Here is a 20541-nt window from a genome sequence, read left to right as displayed (position 1 = left end):
CTCCCCGGCGCGGGGCCGCGGCGTTCACCCCGGGTACAGCCCCCGCACGCGCGCGTGCAGCCGCGCCAGCCCGAGCAGCGTGTCGATGCGCGGGGTCGGCTCGCCCACCAGCGCGCCGATCTCGCGGACCGCCGACACGAGCGCGTCCAGCTCCACCGGCCGGCCCGCCTCCACGTCCTGCAGCATCGAGGTCTTGAACGCGCCCAGCTTGCGGGTGACCGCCATGCGATCCTCGCCGCTCTCGGAGATGGGGCAGCCGATGGCCGCGCCGATCCGCGCCGCCTCGCCCATCACCTCGAGGCAGAAGCGGTACACCTGCGGATCGTCGAGGATCCGGTCGCAGGTCGCGCCGGTGAGCGCCGAGACCGGGTTCATCGTCATGTTGCCCCAGAGCTTGTACCAGACGTCCGCCTGGATCCGCCGCGACACCTCCACGTCGAAGGCCGCCGAGCGGAGCGTCGCGGCGAGGCGGCCGAGCCGCGCGGAGTCCTCGCCGCCCGGCTCGCCCACGATGAGGCGGTTGCCCGCGGAGTGGCACACGAAGCCGGGCTCCGGCACCGCGCAGGCGAGGTGGACCACGCAGCCGATGACGTGGCGGGAGGGGATGCCCGCCGCGATGGCGCCGCCGGGATCCACCGACGCGAGCCGCGTGCCGGCGAAGCGGCCGCCGAAGCGGTCGAAGAACCACCAGGGCACGCCGTTCATGGCGGTGAGCACGACCGTCTCCGGGCCGAGCAGCGGGCCGATGTCGCGGGCCACGTGGACGAGCGCGGGCGCCTTCACCGCCACGACCACCAGCTCCTGCGGCCCGAGCTCGGCCGGATCGTCCGAGGCCGGGAGGCGGACGCGCGCCTCCCCACCCGTCGAGACGAGCCGCAGCCCGCGCGACCGCAGCGCGTCCAGCGTCGCGCCGCGCGCGACCGCGCTCACCTCGTGCCCGGCCTGGGCCAGCCGCGCGGCGACGAGCCCACCCACCGCGCCGGCGCCGTAGATCGCGATCCTCACCGCGCTCCCTCCCTGGCGATGCTCGCCTGGGACCAGCCTACCGCAGCCGGGGCCGGGCGGGGTCGTCCGGGCGCTCAGGCGGGCGGCGCCAGCTGGCAGACGGCCTCGAGGCCCAAGGCGCTCGCGAGCCGCGCGCGCCGGGTCAGTCGCCGTACGTGTGGCAGGCCTGGCAGAGCGGCTTCGGGCTCACGTCGGCGCCCGGCGGGAGCGGCGCCCCGGAGGCGTGCTCGTAGGGGGACGGGTCGCCGGGGACGACGCGGGGCCGCGTGGCCGCGCCCTCGGGGATGGCCAGGTGGTAGCGCCAGCGCGAGCGCAGCGCGTGGCAGCTCCAGCAGTGCACGCGGCCGTCCGGGAGCGCCACGCCCCGGCGCTCCACCTCGGCGCGGGGCCGCAGCGAGGACGCCGCGCCGGGCGCGTAGACCCTGCCGACCGGGTGGTTCCCGTTCGGCATGAGGGCCTCCTCGTGGCACGCGACGCAGGCCTCGACGGGCGCGTCGGCGAGCGGCGGGTGGATCTCCTCCCACCGCGCCGTCGCCCCGTCCCACTGGGCCGTGGCCGGCGGAGGCAGCGCGGCGGCGGCGCACAGGAGCGCGGGCGCCGCCGCGCGCAGGAGCGAGGCTGGGCAGGTCAGGCAGGTGACGCGGCGCTTGCCACGCGAGCGGGATCCGGTCATTCACCCTCCGTCATGATGGTGTCGCGGAGGGCGGTTGCACCCGATGTGCCGCGGGCCCGCGCGCCGCGGAGGCCCGCGAACCGCGCGCGTGCGCGGGTCGCCGCGCGGGGTCGGGGTCCACCCCGAGGCCCCGGCGCGGCTCCGCGCGCGCGTGGCGCCATGCGGCTGGCGTCGCGCGGATCGCGGACGCCGGGCCGGTCCCGGCGCTACGCCCGGACGATCACGGCCTCGAGGTACGTGCCCGGCACGACGAGCGTCCCGTCGGTCGCGGTGTTGGCCTCCTCGAGCAGCGCGAGCAGGTCGCGCTCCAGGGCGGGCCGCGCCTCGGCGGGGAGCGCCGCGAACGCGCGGTGGATGGGGCCGTACCAGGTGCGGAACACCTCGACCCAGTGCGCCGCCGAGCGGTAGCGGAAGACGTACTCGCGGCGGTGCGCGCGGACGTCGCGGGCGCCCGGGACGAACAGCTCGTGGAGGCGCGCCTCGGTGCCCCACGCGGCGGGCGGCCGGAGCCCGGCGGGCGGCGGGACGTGCCGGCCCACCACCTGGAAGACCTTCCCGATGAAGCCGTCCGGCGTCCAGGAGGCGAGCGCGATGCGGCCGCCGGACCGGCACACCCGGAGCAGCTCGCCGGCGGCGTGCGCCTGGTCGGGCGTGAACATCACGCCGAACGTCGAGAGCACGACGTCGAACGCGCCGTCCTCGAAGGGCAGCGCCTCGGCGTCGCCCTCGCGGAGCTCCAGCGCCAGGCCGTCGGCGGCCGCGCGGGCGCCCGCCCGCTCGAGGAGCGAGGGGACGTAGTCCACGCCGGTCACGCGCGCGAAGCGGCGCGCCGCGGCGAGCGCGGCGTTGCCGTTGCCGCAGGCCACGTCGAGCACGCGCTCGCCGGCGGACACCGAGGCCGCCTCGCAGAGCGTCTCGCCGACGATCTGCAGCGTCGTGCCGATCACCGCGTAGTCGCCCGAGCTCCAGGTGGACTGCTGCCGGGCCTTCACGGCGGCGAGGTCGAGGCCCGGGGGCGGCATGGGCGCGGGGGTCGGGGCGGGGGAGGGGGAAGCGATGCCGTTCATCTGCGGTCTCCTTGCGTTCAGGTCGGGTGGCGTGGATGCCGCGCGGGATCTAGGAAACCCGGGCCGGTCCGGACCTGCTCGCGCCGCCGCGTTCGTTGCCCGTCCGTCCGCGACCTGACCGGGGCCTGCCGGCCACCGAAGCGTCACGAGGGGGGCTCGATGGGCGCGGATCCGCTGGCCGACGTGCTCACCACGGTCCGCCTCACCGGCTCGGTGTTCTTCCGCGTCGAGGGCGCGCCGCCCTGGGTCGCCGAGGCGCCCGCCTCCCGCGCCATCGCCGCGCAGGTGATGCCCGGCGCGGACCACGTCATCGAGTTCCACGCGGTGGCGCGCGGGCGCTGCCTGGCCGGGATCGTGGGCGAGCAGCCGGTCGCGCTCGAGGCGGGGGACGTGATCTGCTTCCCGCACGGCGACCCGCACGTGCTGTCGAGCGCGGCCGGCCTCCGCGGCGGCGCGCCGGACCTCGCGCCGTACGCGGTGGCGCGGAGCGCGCCGCGGCCGTTCCTGGTGAGGGTCGGCGCCGGGCCCTCCGAGACCGAGGTGGTGTGCGGGTTCTTCGGCTGCGACGCGCGCCCGTTCAACCCGCTGCTCGCCGCGCTCCCGCGCGTGCTGCGGGCGAGCGATCGGGACGGCCCGCGCCGCGGGTGGCTGACGCGGTTCCTCGAGGTGGCGGAGGCGGAGGCGGGGACGCCGGGGCCGGGCGGCGAGGGCGTGCTGAGCCGGCTCGCGGAGCTGATGTTCCTCGAGATGGTGCGCCGGCACCTGGAGACGCTCCCGCCCGGCCGCGCCGGCTGGCTGGCGGGCCTCTCGGATCCGCACGTGAGCCGGGCCCTGGCGGCGCTCCACGCGCGCCCCGGGGACCCCTGGTCGCTGGAGCGGCTGGCCCGCGCCGCCGGGCTGGCCCGGTCCTCGCTGGCGGAGCGGTTCGCGGCGCTCGTCGGCGAGCCGCCCATGCAGTACCTGGCGCGGTGGCGGATGCAGGTCGCGGCCGGGCTGCTCGCCACCACGCGCGAGGGGGTGGCCTCCATCGCCGGGCAGGTGGGCTACGCCTCCGAGGCCGCGTTCAACCGCGCCTTCAAGAAGTGCGTCGGCGAGCCGCCCGCCACCTGGCGCCGGCGGCGCGCCGCCCCCCGGCCCGACGTCCGCCCCGGCCCGGCCGCGTAGCCGCCGATCCGTCCGCGCCGCGTCCGCCTCCGGCGGCGCCACCCGCGAGATCCCGCGGCCGCGGCCCGGCACGCCCGTGGCATCTGCGCCCGTCCCCAACACGGAGGGTGCACATGCCCGTCGGAACCGCGTCCGCCTCGCCGCTCCCGCTTTCCCTTCCCGCCGCCGCGCCCGTCCAGGCCGTCGCGGCGCCGGCCGGGCCCGATCCCGTCGCGCTCGCCGGCCTGCCCGCGGCCATCGAGGAGGCGCGCGCCGCCGCGCTGTCCGGCGCCGGCGGCCCGCCCGACCCGGCCACGTTCGCCGCGCTCCGCGCGCGCCTCGCGAAGGCGTCCGCGGCGCTCCCGCCCGCGTACCGGCGCGCCGTGGCCGAGCCGCTCGTCCGGACCCTGGACCAGCTCGGCCCGGGCGGCTTCGCGCGCCTCCTCCGCGAGGATCCGGATCGCCAGGGGGAGGCGCGGCTGCTGCTCGACGTCGCGCAGGCGGTCCTGCAGCGCGGCGAGGGCCACCGGGCCCGCGCCACCGCGGCGTTCCAGGAGGTGGTGAGCGATCTCTACGAGGGCTTCCTCTCGGCCGAGGACCGCCGCGGCGTGAAGCCCCCGGACCACGGCGTGGTCCCGCCGCTCGTCCGGTGGGGCAGCGCGGAGACGGGGCCGTACACCTGGCCCGCGACGGCCACCGCGGCCGTCGGCGTGAAGGCGGCGGTGGTGAGCCTGCCGGCCGCGAACGCCTCGGCCGGCCTGCTCGCCTGGCCGGCGCTCGCGCACGAGACCGCCGGGCACGACGTCCTCGAGGCCGACGTCGGGGTCCGTGCCCAGCTCGCGGGGGCGGTGCGCGATCGGCTGCTCGGCGCCGGGATCGCCCCGGCGGTCGCCGGCTACTGGGCGGAGCGGATCGACGAGACCGCGGCCGACGTCCTCGGGGTGCTGAACATGGGGCCCGCCGCGGCGGTGGGGCTGGTGGGCTACTTCCGCGCCATGAACGCGGCGGCGCACGGCCGCGCCGCGCTCCGGAACGTCGGGCGCGCGGAGGACCCGCACCCGGCCGACCTGGCGCGCGCGTACCTGGCGGCGGAGACCGTGCGGCTCCTGTCGTTCGAGGGCGCGGGCCGGTGGGCCGACCGGCTGGTGGCGGAGGCCGACCGCGATCTCGGGCGCGTGTGGCTGGGCAAGACCGAGGTGGCGCCGGCGGTGGTGAAGGCGTCCGCGGCGCTCGTCGCGCAGGCGATCGCGCGCACCCGGCTGCCGGCGCTGGAGGGGCGGGCGCTGCAGCAGATCCAGGACTGGCGCGACCGCGACGAGGCGGTGGTGGCGGACCTGCGCGAGGTCGTGTCGGGGCGCGGCGGGCGCTCCGGCCCGGCCCGCGCCGGCCGCGCGTACGGGGGCGGCGCCTACGCCGCGCACGTGGTGGCGGCGGCGGTCTACGAGGCGGCGGGCGGCGGCGTCGCCCCGGAGGCGGTCATGGACCGGATGGTCGGCGTGCTCGCCGCGATGCACGGGAAGAACGCCGGCTGGCGCGACGCGGCGGCGCGGCCACCGTCGCCGGGCGCGGCCGCGCCGGCGCCGCCGCGGGTGGCGTGAGCGGCCGCCGCCGGCGGCGCCCGAGTGGGACGGTGGGTGGAGGCGGCGGGCGGGAGCCCATCACGCTACGAGAAGGCCGCGCGGCGCGGCCGCGGCCGGGCGCCGAGCGCGCCGGGGAGGGGGAACGGCATGGCCTTCGAGGTGGAGACCCGCAGCCTGCAAGGGCGCGTCACGGCGATCGGCAGCGCAGGCGGGCACACGCTCGTGATCGACCGGCCGGAGGCCGCCGGCGGCGGAGGGCTGGGGTTCAACGGGGGGGAGCTGCTGCACCTCGCGGTCGCGGGCTGCGTCTCCAACGACCTGTTCCGCGAGGCGCTCGCGGCCGGGATCCGGCTCGACTCGGTGCGGGTCCGCGTCCGCGGCGAGTTCGGCGGCGACCCGGCGGTGTCCACCGGGATCCGCTACGACGTCGAGGTCGCGGGGAATGCGAGCGAGGCGCAGCTCGCGGCGCTGGTCGAGCGGGTGGATCGGATCGCGGAGATCCCGGGCACGCTCCGGCGCGGCGCCGCGGTCCAGCTCGGCGAGGCGAGCGTGCGGCGCACCACGGCCTGAGGGTGCGCGGGAACGCGCGTGCGGCGGCGCGCGGGAGCTCCTCGCGCCGCCGCTCCGATCAGGCCGCCGGGTTGCCGCTGCGCGCCATCGGGCCGCGCGCGGCCACCGGGGTCCAGGGGGAGGGCGTGGTGCGCACGAGCGACGCGAGCGCGGCGCCGGCCACGGCGATCCCGCGGCAGATCGCCGCGACGGTGAGGATCGGGATGAGGACGATGCCGAACAGCGGGACGAGCGTGGCGAGGACCGCCCACGCGAAGGTCCCCTTGACGGCCTGGGCTGCGGTGAGGTGGTGCATGTGACCTCCTTGGTGGTCGGCAACATGCCCGCGAACCCGCGGCCGCGGAACGCGCAAGAACGGATGCGCCATCAGCGCTGGTTATGGACTGGATCGTGCGGCGCGAAGGCAGCTGATGGTCACGCGAGGTGCCCGTACGCTGCGTCAGGCCCGCCGCGGCACGCCGGCCGCGATGGACAGCAGCGGCATCGCGCCGGGGGCGGGCGCTGGTGGGGCGCTCAGCGAACCGGCCGGAACAGCGCGTTCAGCGCGGCGTACCCCGCCGCCTCGCCCAGCCGCTCGAACGTGCCGCGCTCGGCGATCTCCCGCGACGCCTCCAGGAACGCGCCCCACGCGGCGCGCGCGAGCGCGGAGCCGACGCTGACGCGCCGGACGCCGAGCGCGGCCAGCTCGGCGACGGTGAACGCCGGACCGCCTGCGAGCACGTTGACCGGCCTCGGCGCGACCGCCCGGACCACCGCCGCGACCTGCTCGCGCGTGGTGAGGCCCGGCGCGTAGAGGCAGTCGGCCCCCGCGTCCGCGTAGGCCACCAGCCGCCGGATGGTCTCGGCGAGATCGGGGCGGCCCGCGACGAAGCCCTCGCTGCGCCCCGTGAGCACCACGCCGCCGCCGGCCGCGTCGATGGCCCGGCGCGCCGCGCGCAGCCGCGCGACGGCCTCGTCGGCGGGGTAGAGCGGCGCCGCCGGATCCCCGGTGGCGTCCTCGATGGAGAGCCCGGCCACCCCGGCGTCCACGCACGCCCGCACGTTCGCCGCGACCTCCTCCGCGGTGGCGCCGTAGCCGTCCTCGAAGTCCGCGTTCACCGGCAGCGGCGTGGCCGCGACCAGCTCGCGGACGTGCGCGAGCATCTCCTCGCACCCCACCGCGCCGTCGGGCAGGCCGCGCGAGAACGCGAAGCCCGCGCTGGTGGTGGCGAGCGCCCGGAAGCCGGCGCGCTCCAGCGCCCGGGCGGTGCCGGCGTCCCACGGGTTGGGGAGCACGAAGCAGCCCTGCTGGTGGAGCGCGCGGAAGGCGCTGCGCTGCTCGTCGGTCGAGGCCATCCCGGCAGCGTAGCCTGCGCCGCGGGCTCCGGCCCGGCCCCGGCGGAGCCTTGCGCCGCCCACCCGCCGTTCGCTACTGCCAGGCGGAGTCGGAAGGAGCGCGGATGGACGGCAGCCCGGCACGTCCGGCCCCCCTCGCGCCGGACGCGGCGCCCGCCGCGCCCGGGCGCGCACGCCTCGCCGCGCTCACGCTCCTCACGCTCGGCTTCTTCGCAGCGAACTCGCTCCTGGCGCGCGCCGCGCTGCGCCCGGGCCTCGCAGACGCCGCGACCTTCACCGCGATCCGGCTCGCCTCCGGCGCGGCCGCGCTCGCGCTCCTCGCGCTCGCCTCGCGCCGGGCCCGGCCGCGCGGCGGGAGCGCCGGGTCGGCGCTCGCGCTCTTCGCGTACGCCGCCGCGTTCTCGCTCGCCTACCGCCGGATCGACGCCGGCCCGGGCGCGTTCCTGCTGTTCTTCGCGGTGCAGGCCACCATGGTCGGCTGGAGCGTGCTGCGCGGCGCCCGCCCGGCCCGGCGGCAGTGGGCGGGCCTCGCGGTGGCGCTCGCGGGCCTGGGCTGGCTCACGCTGCCGGGCGCGCACGCGCCGGACGCGCGCGGCGCGGCGCTCATGCTGGCGGCCGGCGTCGCCTGGGGCGCCTACACCTTGCGCGGGCGCGGCGTCCGGGATCCCGCCGGCGCCACCGCGGCGAACTTCGCGCTGGCGGTGCCGCTGGCGCTCGCCCTCGTGATCGCCTCGGCGGGGAGCGTGCACCTCACGGCGCGCGGGGCCGCGCTCGCCGCCGCCTCCGGCGCGGTGGCCTCCGGCGTCGGCTACGTGCTCTGGTACACCGTCGTGCCGGCGCTGGGCGCGGCCCGGGCCGCGGCGGTGCAGCTCGCGGTGCCGGCGATCGTGCCGCTCGCCGCCGCCGGCCTGCTCGGCGAGGCGATCACCCCGCGGCTGTTCGCGGCCGGCACCGCCATCCTGGCGGGCGTGGCGCTGGCGATCGCGCCGGCGCCTCAGCCGGCGCGGTCCTCCCGCGCGTCCGCGTGACCCGGCGCGAACGGCTCGGCCCCGAGCAGGTCGCGGGCCGCGTCCACCGCCTCGTGCGCGCCGGCGAGCACCAGGACGTCGCCCGGCCGCAGCACCTCGGCCGCGCTGGGGACCATCACCGACGCGCCGGCGCGGGAGATGGCGAGGACGGTCGCGCCGGTCCGGCCGCGGACGCCCAGCTCCGACAGGCTGTGGCCGGCGCCGGGGCTGCCCTCGCGCAGGCGCACCGGCGTGGGCTCGCCGATGCCGGGGAACATGGCCCGGATCCGCTCCAGGCCGTCGGTGCGCTCGGGGGGGCCCGTCGGGTGCGCGCCGCCGGCGCCGTCGCCCGAGGCCTGCCGGGCGAGCGCCTCGACGATCACCTGCGCGCCGGCGCGGACGTGCCCCTGCAGCTCCGCGGCGCTGCGCCAGAACCCGATGCCGAGCACGCCGAGGACGGCCAGCACGACCGCGACGCCGGGCACGCCGGGGAGGAAGGGTTGCGTGATGGCGAGCACCGGCAGCAGCACCGCCATGGTCGCCGCGAGCTGCACCACCGCGAGGAGCGCGCGGCGCGGCGCGGCGGCCAGGTCGGGCCGGCCGGCGGCGCCCTCCGGCAGCGCGGTGGACGCGAGCGCCAGGCCGAGCCGGCGGCCGTTGCGGACCAGGCCCACCAGGAACGGCGCGGCGAGCAGGGTGGCGGCGGCGAACAGGATCCAGCGCGCGGTGTCCGGTCCGGCGCCGAGCGCCTCGGCGATGCGCCGCGTGGCCCGCGGCGCCCCGACCGACGCGCCGATGGTGATGGCCACGACCGCCACCGCGTCCACCAGGAGCGCCACCGCGACCGCGCGCAGGCGCGTGCCCAGCGTGTGGCGATCCGGCGCGCTGCGGAGCTGCTCGAGCCAGCTGCCGTACAGCGACACCAGCGTCTGGAGGCGCGAGGGCAGCTTGCGCTCGATCCAGGTCGCGGCCGGCCCGGACGCCTGGATGAGCCAGGGCGTGGTGAGGGTGGTCACGGCCGAGACCGCCACCGCGACCGGGTAGAGGAACTCGCGCGTCGCGCCGAGGGAGGTCCCGAGCGCCGCGAGGATGAACGAGAACTCGCCGATCTGTGCGAGGCTCATGCCGGTCTGCACCGAGGTGCGCACCCCGTTGCCGGTGAGGAACGCGCCCAGCCCTACGGCCGCGGACTTCCCCGCCACCACGAGGCCGATGAACACCACCACCGCCACCCAGTGGCGCGCCACCAGCGCCGGGTCGATGAGCATGCCCACCGAGACGAAGAAGATGGCGGCGAACAGGTCGCGCACCGGCCGGACCAGCTCCTCGACCGCGTGCGCCTCGCCCGACTCCGCCACGAGCGAGCCGGCGATGAACGCGCCCAGGGCCACCGAGTAGCCGGCCGCCAGCGCCAGCCAGGCGAACCCGAAGCACAGGCCCAGGCTCCCGACCAGCAGCGTCTCGTCGCTGCCGCGCCGGCGGATGTAGCGCACCGCGCGCGGCACGAGCAGCATCCCGCCCCCCAGCAGGACGGCGAGGAACGCGCCCAGCCGGCCCAGGGTGGCGCCGAGCTCGCCCGGGGAGACGCCCGCGCCGGTGGCGACGGCGGTGAGCACCGCCATGAAGAGGATCGCGAAGAGGTCCTCGACCAGCAGGACGCCCACCACCAGGTCGCGCAGGGGCCCGCGGACGCGCAGGTCGTCGAAGGCCTTCGCGATGATGGTGGTGGAGGACATCGCCACGATCGCGCCGGCGAACACGCTCTCCAGCACGGTCCAGCCGAAGGCGCGCCCGGCCACGAACCCGAGCCAGACCATGATGCTCGACTGGACCACCGCGGTGACGCCGGCGGTGGGGCCCACCTGGACCAGCTTGCGCAGGCTGAACTCGAGCCCGAGCGCGAACATGAGCAGGATGACGCCCAGCTCGGAGAGGGTCTGGACGATCTCGCGGTCGGCGACGAGCGGGACCGGGACGTACGGTCCGACGATCAGGCCGGCGAGGATGTAGCCGAGCACCACCGGCTGCCGCAGCCGCTGGAACAGCACCGTGGTGACGGCCGCCACGCCGAGCACCACGGTGAGCGCGAGGAGGAAGGTATGAGCGCCATGCATCGTCCTTCCTCGCTTCGCACGCGGCCCGCGGCCGGCTCAAGCGAAAACCGGCCCGCTCGCGCACTTTCCTCGCGCCCCGCCCCGGGTTAGAACCCGCGCCCCATGCCCCGGCAGCCCACCCACTACGCGATCGACTTCGGCACCAGCAACTCGCTGCTCGCCGCGGCCAGCGCCGATCGCACGTTCGATCCCGCGCCGCTCGACCCGGACGCGCCGGATCCGACCGTCCTGCGCAGCATCGTCTGCTTCCCCGACGAGGGGGGCGTCCACGTGGGCGTGGAGGCGCTCCGGCAGTTCGTGGAGCACGGGGGCGAGGCCCGGCTCCTCCGCTCGATCAAGCACCACCTCGGCACCCGCTCGTTCCGCGGCACGGTCATCCGCGGCCGGATGCTCTCCGCGGAGGAGCTGGTCGCGGCGGTGCTGCGCCGGATGCGCGAGCGCGCCGACGCGCACTACGGCGTCGAGGTGCGGCGGGCGCTGCTGGGCCGCCCGGTGCACTTCGACGGCGAGGACGACGCGTTCGCGGAGGCGCGGCTGCGCCGGGCCGCGGAGCTGGCCGGCTTCGAGGAGGTGCGCTTCCTGCCGGAGCCGGTGGCGGCGGCGCGCGCGTTCGGCGCCGCCGCGGAGCGCGAGGAGCTGGCGCTCATCGGCGACTTCGGCGGCGGCACCTCGGACTTCACCGTGCTCCGCGTGGGCCCGCGCGCCCTCGCCCGGGAGGACGTGCTCGCCGTGGGCGGGGTGGCGGTGGCCGGCGACGCGCTCGACGCGTCGATCATGCGCGACCGGGTGGCGCGGCACTTCGGGGCGGAGGTGCTGTACCGGGTCCCGTTCGGCAACAACGTGCTCCGGATGCCGCAGGGGATCGTGCAGCACCTCTGCTCGCCCGCGCACCTGTCGATCCTCCAGCGGCGCGACGTGGCGAGCTTCCTCGCCGACGTGCGCCGCTGGTCGCTGTCCGACGAGGACCGGCGGCGCATGGACCAGCTCACGGTCATGGTCGAGGAGACGCTCGGCTTCCAGGTGTTCGAGGCCATCGAGCGCGCCAAGCGCGAGCTGTCGGGCGCCGCCCGCGCGCGGGTGGAGCTGTCGCACCCCGGCATCGAGGTGCGCGAGCCGGTGACCCGCGCCGGCTTCGAGAAGGCCTGCCGGCGCGAGGTGGACGCCATCCTGGCCTGCCTGGACGAGACGGTGCGCCGGGCCGGCGTCGCGCCGGAGCAGGTGGGCGTGGTCTGCTGCACCGGCGGCACCGCCCGGGTCCCGCGCCTCGCCGAGGAGATCCGCCGCCGCTTCCCCGCCGCCCGCATGGAGCAGTTCAAGGGCTTCCACTCCGTGGTGGAGGGGCTGGCCCGCGAGGCGCAGGCCGTGGCGCAGGGCTGACGCGGCGGATCGGTCAGCGCTCCAGCAGCGCCTTCAGCCGCGCGAGATCCGCCTCGACCCAGCGCGCGTCCGCCTCGAACCGCTCGCCGGTCATGTCCGGCAGGCGCAGCAGCGCGAGCACCACCTCGCTGCCGCTGCCGTTCGCGATCACGCGGAGCGGGACGTGGACGGTCTCGCCGGTGGGCAGCAGCACGTCGTGGTCGAGGACGCCGAGCTCGTTCGGCGGGACGAAGCGGATCCGGACCGTGCCCGCGGGCGCGTCGGCCACCCACTCGCCGGCCACCTGCCGGATGCCGGCGGCGAGCCCCGAGGCCCACTGCGGAAGGTTCTCCGGCCGGGAGGCGAACGCGTACACCTCCGCGGGCGGGCGCGAGATCGAGACGCTCAGGTGTCGGACGGGGAGGGTGGGCACCCGCCGGTCCTAGCGCCGCCGGCGCCGGGCCGCCACCGCCGCGACGGCCTCGCTGGGGGCGCGCGCTCAGGCCTTCGCGCGCTCCTCCGGCGCCCGCCTTCCCGCCGCCGCCCTCACCCCGGCCAGGAACCGCGAGCGGAGCGCGTCGCTCATGAGCGCCTGCTTCACCGGCGGCAGCCGCAGGAAGCCGCCCACCAGCGCGCGCAGGAACGCCTGGGACTTGCTGCCGGGATCGTCGAAGAGCTGGTTCTGCAGCGTGCCGCGCTCGAGGCACTGAAGGATGAGCCGCTCGAGCAGGTCCTCGGGGTGCAGCACGCGCTGCGCCCGGTGGTGGAGCTTCATCGCGCCCGGGTTGCACGTCAGCGTGCACACCCCGCACCCCAGGCAGCGCGCCTCGTCCACCTGCGGCCGGCCGTGCTTGCGGAACCTGGGGTCGGGATCCGGCACGCGCGGGATGGCGCCGACCGGGCAGCGCTTCGAGCACTTGCCGCAGCCCAGGCACCGCGCCCGGTCCGAGGCGGCGACGTAGCTCGACGTCACCACCGCGTTCGGATACCCGTGGCGCGTCACGCCCAGCAGCATGTTGCAGCAGCAGCCGCAGCAGTGGCACATGAACGTCGCGCCGCGGCGCACGTTGTCGGCGTTGAGGACCAGGCCGAGCGCGCGCGAGCGCGCCAGGTTGTCCAGCATCTCGGCGCGCGACACCTCGCGCGCGAAGCCGTGGCGGATGAGGTAGTCGGCCCCGTGGTCGAACGACGAGCAGGTGTCGAGCGGCGCGGCGCAGCGGTGCTCGCCGAGGTGGGCCTTCTCGTGCCGGCAGGAGCAGGTGCCGATGGCGAGGCGGCGGGCCGACTCCACCATCGCGACCGCCTTCTCGTGGTCCAGGACCTCGACGTACTCCTCGGGCCGGACCGCGCCGTCGTGCGGGACGGCGCGCATGAGCGACACGCGCTGGCCGCCGGCGAAGTTGGCCCGGTAGAACGCGCCGTCCTCCAGGTACTCGTGGAAGAGCCGCGCCCAGCGCGCGTGGTCGTCCTCGGTCGCGCCGCCGGTGCGCATCATCGTGTACTCGAAGATCCCGATCGCCATCGGCGACGGCGCGTACCAGGTCCGGCCCCGCACCTCGACGTCGAGCACCAGGCCGCGCGGGCAGAGCGTGTCGAGCCGGCGCCGCACGTCGTCGGGGGCGAGGCCGGTCACCCGGGCGATCCGCTCCAGCGGCGCGAGGCCGTAGGGCATCTTCACCACCAGCTCGGCCTCGGCCTCGGAGTAGAGCTCCTTCAGGATCGCGAACAGCGCCGCGTTCCAGGGCGCACGCACGGTGAGCCCGTCCACCTTTCCGCCCAGGCGGCGGTACAGGTCCTTGCCGACGAGGTGTCCCATGGCGCGTCCCCCCGCGGCAGCATCGGCGGGCGGAGCCCCGCGCGACAGGAGCGCGGACGGGGCCGCCCGAGCGGAGGGGGCCGGCGCCGCTGCGCCCCGCGGCACAGCCCCGAGCGGCAGGAGCCGGGCGGGGCCCAGACCCAGCCTACACTGCCCTCATGGATCGGCGGGAGGTCGCGGCGCTCCCCATCGCCTCGGTCCACGCCGCGCTCGGCAGCGCGCCGGACGGGCTCGACGCGGCGGAGGCCGCCCGGCGGCTGCGCGAGGCGGGCCCGAACGCGTTGCCACGGCGGCGCCGCCGGCCGGCGCTGCGCCGGGCCGTCGCGCAGATCGCGCACCCCATGGCGCTCCTGCTCTGGGCCGCCGGGGCGCTCGCGCTCGTGTCGCGGATGCCGCAGCTCGCCTGGGCGGTCTTCCTGGTGATCGCGCTGAACGGCGTGTTCGGCTTCTGGCAGGAGCGGCGGGCGGAGCGCGCGCTGGAGGCGCTCGAGGCGCTGGTGCCGGCGCGGGCCCGGGTGGCGCGGGGCGGGCACCTCCTGGAGGTGGACGCGCGCGAGGTGGTGGTGGGGGACGTGCTCGCGCTGGAGGAGGGCGACCGCGTCCCGGCCGACGCGCGCCTCGTCGAGGCGGCGCTGTTCCGGCTGGACGTGTCGCTGCTCACCGGCGAGTCGCTGCCGGTGGACCGCGATCCGCGCCCGCGCGCCGGCGAGCTCGCGGCCGCGGCGCTGCCCTGCCTGGCGCCCGCGGGCGCGACGGTCGCGGCGGGCCGGGCCCGCGCGGTGGTGTTCGCGACCGGCGCCGCGACCGAGCTGGGCCGGGTGGCGCGGCTGGCCACCGCGTCGCCGCGGGCGCCGAGCACGCTCGAGCTGCAGGTGGGCGGGGTGGTGCGCCTGGTCACCGGCATCGCGGTGGCCATGGGCGTGGGGGTGTTCGCGCTGCTGCGACTGCTCGGGGCGGGGCTCGCCGAGAGCCTGCTGTTCGCCATCGGGATCCTGGCGGCGAACGTGCCGGAGGGGCTCCTGCCCACCATCACCGTCACGCTCGCCGCCAACGTGCAGCGGATGGCTCGCCGCCGCGTGCTGGTGTCGCGGCTGTCGGCGGTCGAGACGCTCGGGGCCGTGGACGTGCTGTGCACCGACAAGACCGGGACGCTCACCCGCAACGCGCTCGAGGTGCGGGCGCTGTGGACGCCGGACGGCGGCGAGGCCGCGCCGGCGGCCGCGCGCGAGCCCGGCCCCGCCCGGCGACTGCTCGCGGCCGGGGCGCTCGCGAACGACGCGCGGCGCACCGGGGGCGTCAGCTCCGGCGACCCGCTCGATCGCGCGCTCCTCGAGGCGGCGGCGGCGGCCGGCCTCGACCCGGGGCGGCTGCGGGCCGGGTGCCCGCGCCTCGGGGAGGCGCCGTTCGATCCGCGGCGCAAGCGCATGACCGCGGTGGTGCGGGCCGGTCCGCCGCTCGGCGCGCCCGGGCAGGCGCCGTGCCTGGCCGTCACCAAGGGCGCGCTCGCGGCCGTGCTCGAGCGCTGCGACCGGGTGCTGGCCGGCGGCGCCGCGCGGCCGCTCGACGGCGCCGGCCGGCACCGGATCGCGGCCGCCCACGACGCGGCCGCCGCGCGCGGGCTGCGCCTGGTCGCGCTGGCCGTGCGCGAGGGCGGCGAGGAGCTCGCGGGGCTGCCGCCGGAGCGGCTGGAGGCCGGGCTCGCCTTCGCCGGGCTCATCGGCCTCGAGGACCCGCCGCGCGAGGGCGTCGAGGCGGCGCTGGAGGCCTGCCGGCGCGCCGGGATCACCGTCACCATGGTCACCGGGGACCACCCGCTCACCGCCTGCGCGCTGGCCCGCGAGGTCGGGCTGTGGGGCGCCGGGTGGCGCGCCGTGGACGGCCCCGAGCTGGAGGCGCTCCCGGACGGCGACCTCGACGCGCTGCTCGCCGGCGGCCGCGGGCTGGTGTTCGCGCGCGTCGCCCCGGAGCAGAAGCTGCGGCTCGTGCACGCGTACCAGCGGCTCGGCCACGTCGTGGCGGTCACCGGCGACGGGGTGAACGACGCGCCCGCCCTGCACGCCGCGCACGTGGGCGTGGCGATGGGCCGCAGCGGCACCGACGTGGCACGCGCCGCGGCGGACGTGGTGATCCTCGACGACGACCTCTCCACCATCGTGGCGGCGATCGAGGAGGGGCGGGCCACGCTCGCGAACGTCCGCAAGTTCCTCGCGTACGTGCTCACCTCGAACGTCCCGGAGATCGCGCCGTTCCTGGCCATGGTCGCGCTCCGCGTCCCGCCCGCGCTCGGCATCCTCCAGATCCTCGCGATCGACCTCGGCACCGACCTGCTCCCCGCGCTGGCGCTCGGGGCCGAGCCCCCCGAGCCGGGCGCCATGGACGTGCCGCCGCGCGCGCGCACCGGGAAGCTGCTCGACGCGGGCCTGCTGGCGCGCGCGTACGCGTTCCTGGGCGTGGCCGAGGCCGCGGCGTGCCTGGTCGCGTTCTTCGCCGCCTGGCGCGCCGCCGGGTACGGCCTGGCCGAGCTGCGCGCGGTCGCGCCGGCGCTGCTCGCCCACGCGGCCCCGGCGCCGCTGGCCGCGCTCCAGCGCCAGGCCACCTCGGCGGCGTTCGCCGCCATCGTGTGCTGCCAGGTCGGCAACCTGCTCGCGTGCCGCTCCGAGCGGCTCCCGGTGGCGCGGCTGGGCCTGCCCCGCGGCCGCCTGCTGCGCTGGGGCGTCGCGGTGGAGCTCGCCATCCTGGCGGCGATCGTCTACCTGCCGCCGCTCCAGGCGCTGTTCGGGACCGCGCCGCTGCCCGCCGCGGCCTGGCCGTGGCTGGCGCTGTGCCCGGTCGCGATGGTGCTGCTCGACGACGCGCGCAAGGCCGCCGCCCGCCTCGCCTACGGCGCCGCCTCGAGCACCAGCCGCGCGAGCTTCGGGTAGTCGCGGTCGAAGTGGTGGGCGCCCGGCAGCACCAGCCGGCGCACCTCGGGCCGGCCCTCGAGCTGCGGGCAGACGCTGTCCTTCTCCTCGACGCCCTGGACGCAGAGGATCCGCACCGAGCCGTCCAGCGCCTCGACCGCCTTGAGCGTGGAGGTGGCGGAGCTGCGGCGCACCGAGGTGAACAGGTCCACCACGTGGACCTCGAACTCGGCGAAGGACTCCGGGCCGAGCATCGCCACCAGCTTCAGCGCGGCGCGCTCGGCGGGCGGCATGCGGGGCGGCAGGAACGGGACGATGTCCGCGCCGCGCGAGTAGCCGATGAGCAGCACCTCGTCGCGGCCCCACTTCGCGCGGTAGTGCGCGATGATCCGGCCCACGTCCGACGCGGTCTGCTCCGGCGTCTTGGCGCTCCAGAAGTACTTGAGCGAGTCGAGGCCGGCCACCGGGACGCCGGCGGCGACGAGCGCCCTCGCCAGCCCCTTGTCGAGCCCCACCCAGCCGCCGTCGCCGGTGAGCATCACCGCCATCCGGCGGCCCGGGCCGGGCGCCGGGTTCTCCACCACCGGCAGGTCCGAGACGGGCGGCGCGTTCGGCGGCGGCGGCGCGGGCGGGGGCGGGGCGGCGGCGGTCGCGGCCGCCTCGTGCGCGCGGGCCCGCGCGGTCACCGCCTCGGCCCGGGCCTCCGCGCCCGCGCCCGCGGGCAACGTCTCCAGCGTCGCGCCCGGCACCTCGCGCGCGAACGCCTGCACCTCGCCGGCCGGGCAGCCCCGCCCTGCGGCCTCCTCCAGGACCGCGGGCGGCTGCTCCAGGTGCGGGGCGGCCGGCACGACCTCGCCGCCGTGCGTCGCCTCGGGCAGCGGGCCGGAGCCGTGGCAGAGGTGGAGCGGCAGCGGGCGGGAGGGGCAGAAGCCGAGGAGCGCCGCGCCGGAGAACGTCCCCGCGGGCGCCTCGGCGAGCGCGGCCCAGGCGAGCGACGCCCCCAGGCCGACGCCGACCGGCATGGGCCGCAGGTACGCGCCGAGGCCGGCGCGCTTCTGGAGGCGCTGGGCCAGCGTCTCGAGGTCGGCCGCCGGGTAGGCGCAGCGCGCCTCGCGCACCGAGCGCAGGTACGCGGGGAGGTCCACCGTCGCGACCAGCGCGCCGCGCGCGGCGAGCGCCCGCGCCAGGGCGTCGAGCGCGGCGTCGCGGCCGCCCGCGCCGGAGACGAGCAGGATCGCCCGCTGCGGCGCGCCGGGCGGCGCGGCGACGGGCACGGCGCCGAGCCCGGGGACGTCGAGCGTGGCGGGGACGGCGGCGAGGGCCAGCGCCAGCGCGGCAGGGATCATCGGGTCACCACGCCCTTCAGGCCACGCGACACGAGCGCGGCCAGGTTCGCGAGGATCGCGGGCAGGCGGAGCCCGCCCGGCGCGGCCAGCCAGCGCGGCCGCCACTCCGGCGCGAACTTCTCCTTGTACGCGCGGAGCCCCTGGAAGTTGTAGAAGTTCTCGCCGTGGCGGTAGAGCCGGGCGCCCATCCGCGTCCACAGGGGCGCGAGCTGGCGCGGCTCGAACCCGGAGAACGGGGCCATGCCGAGGTTGAACGCGCGGTAGCCCTCGGCCCTTCCCCACAGCATGAGCGAGGTGAACAGGTAGTCCATGGTCGAGCGCGGCGCGGACGGGTGGTAGCGCATCAGGTCCACCGACAGCTCCACGCGGGCGGCGCTGGCCCACACGTTCGCGAAGCCCACGATCTTGCCATCGAGGCGCACCAGCGCGACCGGCCCCTCCGCCAGGTAGCGCGGATCGAACGACCCGAGCGAGAAGCCCTTCTCGCGCACGCCCTTCTCGGTCAGCCACGCGTCCGAGACCGCGGCGAGGTCCGGGAGGAGCCCGGGCACCGCCGGCGCGGGCGCGACCTCGAAGGAGAGGCCGTCGCGCTCCGCCCGGGCGTGCGCCTGCCGCAGGCCGCGGCGCGCGCTCCCGTCCAGCGAGAACCCCTCGAGCGGCACCACCGCCTCCTCGCCCAGCTTCAGCAGCGAGAGGCCCAGGTCGAGGTAGCGCGGCAGCGCGGCCGGCCCGACCTGGTAGAAGCAGGCCCACCCGCCGTGCCGGTCGGACAGCTCGCGGAAGCGCCAGGCCAGCTCGGTGGCGGCGGGATCCGGGCCGACCGGATCGCCCATGGCCACCCAGCTCCGGCCCTCCACCGCGTACATGAGGAACGCGGCGTCGCCTTCGGCGAAGAGCAGGCACTTGTCGCCGGTGAGCGCGAGGTGCGCGTAGGACTCCGGCGCGCGGTCCACCAGCGGGCGCACCCGGTCCAGCTCCGTCGCGCCCGTGCGCGGGGGCTCCGGCGGCGCGGGGCGGAGCAGCGTCGCCACCCCGAACAGCACCAGCAGCGAGACCCCCGCCACCGAGGCGCGCAGGAACCGCGGCGCGTCGCCGTGGAACGCGAACGTGAACCACAGGTCCCGCGACCACTCCACGTGGCGATACGAGAGCACGCCGATCGCGATCGAGCCGGCCACCAGCAGCGCCACCCCGAGCGCCCAGCCGGCGGAGGGGACGCCCTCGAGCATCGAGCTGCGCCGGTAGAACTGGCGGTGGAAGGGGGCGATGGCCGCGAGCAGCGCGACGAGCAGCGTCGCCTCCTCCCAGTCGAGCCCCTTCGCGAGCGACGCCACCGCGCCGGCGGCGAGCAGGCCGATGGCCACGGCCCAGGCCGCGTCGATGCGGCGGACCAGCGCGCGGGCGAGGAGGAGCAGCGCCGTCCCGACCAGGCTGCCGACGAGGTGCGACGCCTCCAGCACCGGCAGCGGCAGCGCGCGGCGGAGCAGGTGGAGCCGCTCCGCCTCCGCCGGGGTGGCGCCGGAGACGAGCAGCACCGTGCCGGCGAGCAGGGCGGCGCCGCCGGCCAGCCACGGCACCACCGGGGCGAACGAGGCGTGCGCGCCGCGCAGGACCCGCCCCAGCCAGGCCCGCCGCAGCAGCAGCTCGTGCGTCGCGAGCAGGGCGAACGCCAGCAGGAACGGCGCCACGTAGTAGACCAGCCGGAACGCGACCAGGCTCGACACCACCGCCGGCGCCGGCACCGCGGGCGTGAGCGCGGCGAGCACGATCGACTCGAACACGCCCAGGCCGCCCGGCACCTGCGAGGCCAGGCCCACCACCTGCGCGGCCACGAACAGCCCGAGCAGCTGCACGAACCCGAGCGGCGAGCCGGCCGGGAGCAGCACGTGCAGCACCAGCGCCGCCAGCGCCCAGTCGGCGGCCGAGACGGCGATCTGCGCGAGCGTCAGCGGCAGCGAGGGCAGCGCGAAGCGGACGCCCTTCACCGACAGCGTCGTGCCGCGGGCGGCGGCGACCACGTACGACGCGGTGATCGCCAGCGCAGCCGCGCCCAGCGCGTGGGCCGCCCACCCCGGGAGCGGCACGGGCAGGCCGGACAGCAGCGCCACGCCGGCGATGGGCAGGAGGCCGGCCCAGAGCTGCGCGGCGGTGAACGCCACCACGCGCGTGATCTCCAGCGCGGACAGCCCCCACTGCGAGTAGAGGCGGAAGCGCACCGAGCCGGAGGAGAGCAGCGCGAAGCCGACGTTGTTCCCGAACGCGTAGGAGACGAACGAGGTGAACACCACCCGCGTGTACGGCAGGCGGCGCCCCGCGTAGCGCAGCGCCAGCACGTCGTAGGCGGAGAGCAGCAGGTAGTCGAGCGCGGTGAGCCCCGCGGCCAGCGCGAGCAGGGCGGCCGGCAGCGCCGACAGCTCGCGCTCGACCTGGTGCAGGTGGAGGCCGCGCAGCTCGGCGTGGAGCGTCCAGGCGGCCGCGCCGAGCAGGGCGACGGGGAGGAGCACCAGCGCGGCGCGGCGGAGCCATGTCACCCTCCAATGAGAGTCCCGATTCCGGGCCGCGGTCCACCTCCGCGACGGGGCGTGCGGCGCTGCGCGCGGCGCCCGCGTTCACGCAAGGTGATCTGCGG

The 20541-nt window shown here is 77.7% G+C and carries 16 protein-coding genes; 6 read left to right on the top strand and 10 right to left on the bottom strand.

Annotation, left to right across the window (positions count from 1 at the left end):
- Positions 1-24: 24 nt before the first annotated feature.
- The 3 genes from ACOQFB_RS13180 to ACOQFB_RS13170 form a co-directional block, all read right to left on the bottom strand.
- Positions 25-1005 (bottom strand): 2-dehydropantoate 2-reductase, encoded by a 981-nt coding sequence (locus ACOQFB_RS13180; protein ID WP_421610034.1) that lies wholly within the window; start codon positions 1003-1005, stop codon positions 25-27.
- A 142-nt stretch (positions 1006-1147) separates the two neighbouring features.
- Positions 1148-1678, bottom strand: a complete 531-nt coding sequence (locus tag ACOQFB_RS13175) for a hypothetical protein (RefSeq protein ID WP_421610033.1) — start codon at positions 1676-1678, stop codon at positions 1148-1150.
- 206 nt (positions 1679-1884) lie between these two features.
- Positions 1885-2745, bottom strand: coding sequence for a class I SAM-dependent methyltransferase (locus ACOQFB_RS13170; protein ID WP_421610032.1), 861 nt, complete (start codon positions 2743-2745; stop codon positions 1885-1887).
- Positions 2746-2904: 159 nt separating this feature from the next.
- Here ACOQFB_RS13170 and ACOQFB_RS13165 point away from each other — a divergent pair, with 159 nt between their 5' ends.
- The 3 genes from ACOQFB_RS13165 to ACOQFB_RS13155 all read left to right on the top strand — a co-directional run bounded on the left by ACOQFB_RS13165 (position 2905) and on the right by ACOQFB_RS13155 (position 6038).
- Entirely contained in the window at positions 2905-3909 is a 1005-nt protein-coding gene (locus ACOQFB_RS13165) for an AraC family transcriptional regulator (protein ID WP_421610031.1), read from the top strand.
- A gap of 113 nt (positions 3910-4022) precedes the next feature.
- On the top strand, positions 4023-5486 hold the full coding sequence (locus ACOQFB_RS13160; RefSeq protein ID WP_421610030.1) for a hypothetical protein: 1464 nt from the start codon (positions 4023-4025) through the stop codon (positions 5484-5486).
- Positions 5487-5615: 129 nt separating this feature from the next.
- Positions 5616-6038 (top strand): OsmC family protein, encoded by a 423-nt coding sequence (locus ACOQFB_RS13155; protein ID WP_421610029.1) that lies wholly within the window; start codon positions 5616-5618, stop codon positions 6036-6038.
- Between the two features lie 58 nt (positions 6039-6096).
- Here ACOQFB_RS13155 and ACOQFB_RS13150 read toward each other — a convergent pair whose 3' ends face one another.
- Both ACOQFB_RS13150 and ACOQFB_RS13145 read right to left on the bottom strand, forming a co-directional pair.
- Positions 6097-6333, bottom strand: coding sequence for a hypothetical protein (locus ACOQFB_RS13150; RefSeq protein WP_059435606.1), 237 nt, complete (start codon positions 6331-6333; stop codon positions 6097-6099).
- A gap of 218 nt (positions 6334-6551) precedes the next feature.
- Positions 6552-7373 (bottom strand): isocitrate lyase/PEP mutase family protein, encoded by an 822-nt coding sequence (locus tag ACOQFB_RS13145; protein ID WP_059435605.1) that lies wholly within the window; start codon positions 7371-7373, stop codon positions 6552-6554.
- Between the two features lie 104 nt (positions 7374-7477).
- Here ACOQFB_RS13145 and ACOQFB_RS13140 point away from each other — a divergent pair, with 104 nt between their 5' ends.
- The gene (locus ACOQFB_RS13140; RefSeq protein ID WP_421610028.1) at positions 7478-8401 is read left to right on the top strand and encodes an EamA family transporter; all 924 of its coding nucleotides are present in this window, start codon (positions 7478-7480) and stop codon (positions 8399-8401) included.
- Here the strand turns inward: ACOQFB_RS13140 and ACOQFB_RS13135 are convergent.
- Positions 8368-10494: a monovalent cation:proton antiporter family protein gene (locus ACOQFB_RS13135; protein ID WP_421610027.1), complete on the bottom strand. Its 2127-nt coding sequence runs from the start codon at positions 10492-10494 to the stop codon at positions 8368-8370. The two genes, ACOQFB_RS13140 and ACOQFB_RS13135, sit on opposite strands and share 34 nt — an antisense overlap.
- A gap of 102 nt (positions 10495-10596) precedes the next feature.
- Between ACOQFB_RS13135 and ACOQFB_RS13130 the strand changes: the two genes are divergently transcribed.
- Complete coding sequence (locus ACOQFB_RS13130; protein WP_059435602.1) at positions 10597-11871, top strand: Hsp70 family protein; 1275 nt, start codon at positions 10597-10599, stop codon at positions 11869-11871.
- 13 nt (positions 11872-11884) lie between these two features.
- Here the strand turns inward: ACOQFB_RS13130 and ACOQFB_RS13125 are convergent, their stop codons facing one another.
- The gene (locus ACOQFB_RS13125; protein ID WP_059435601.1) at positions 11885-12283 is read right to left on the bottom strand and encodes an SRPBCC family protein; all 399 of its coding nucleotides are present in this window, start codon (positions 12281-12283) and stop codon (positions 11885-11887) included.
- Between the two features lie 66 nt (positions 12284-12349).
- Positions 12350-13666: an ATP-binding protein gene (locus tag ACOQFB_RS13120; RefSeq protein ID WP_059435600.1), complete on the bottom strand. Its 1317-nt coding sequence runs from the start codon at positions 13664-13666 to the stop codon at positions 12350-12352.
- Positions 13667-13824: 158 nt separating this feature from the next.
- Between ACOQFB_RS13120 and ACOQFB_RS13115 the strand changes: the two genes are divergently transcribed.
- A complete protein-coding gene (locus ACOQFB_RS13115; protein ID WP_421610026.1) occupies positions 13825-16587 on the top strand; it encodes a cation-translocating P-type ATPase in 2763 nt (920 codons plus the stop codon).
- Here ACOQFB_RS13115 and ACOQFB_RS13110 read toward each other — a convergent pair.
- Together ACOQFB_RS13110 and mprF are read right to left on the bottom strand one after the other, a co-directional pair.
- On the bottom strand, positions 16545-17912 hold the full coding sequence (locus tag ACOQFB_RS13110) for a virulence factor family protein (protein WP_421610025.1): 1368 nt from the start codon (positions 17910-17912) through the stop codon (positions 16545-16547). The genes ACOQFB_RS13115 and ACOQFB_RS13110 overlap by 43 nt on opposite strands.
- The gene (gene mprF, locus ACOQFB_RS13105) at positions 17909-20443 is read right to left on the bottom strand and encodes a bifunctional lysylphosphatidylglycerol flippase/synthetase MprF (RefSeq protein ID WP_421610024.1); all 2535 of its coding nucleotides are present in this window, start codon (positions 20441-20443) and stop codon (positions 17909-17911) included. The genes ACOQFB_RS13110 and mprF overlap by 4 nt, the downstream gene beginning before the upstream one ends.
- Between the last annotated feature and the right edge of the window lie 98 nt (positions 20444-20541).

This window comes from Anaeromyxobacter sp. Red801, assembly GCF_049201065.2.
GTDB lineage: Bacteria > Myxococcota > Myxococcia > Myxococcales > Anaeromyxobacteraceae > Anaeromyxobacter.
This window is presented reverse-complemented; position numbering and strand designations above follow the sequence as displayed.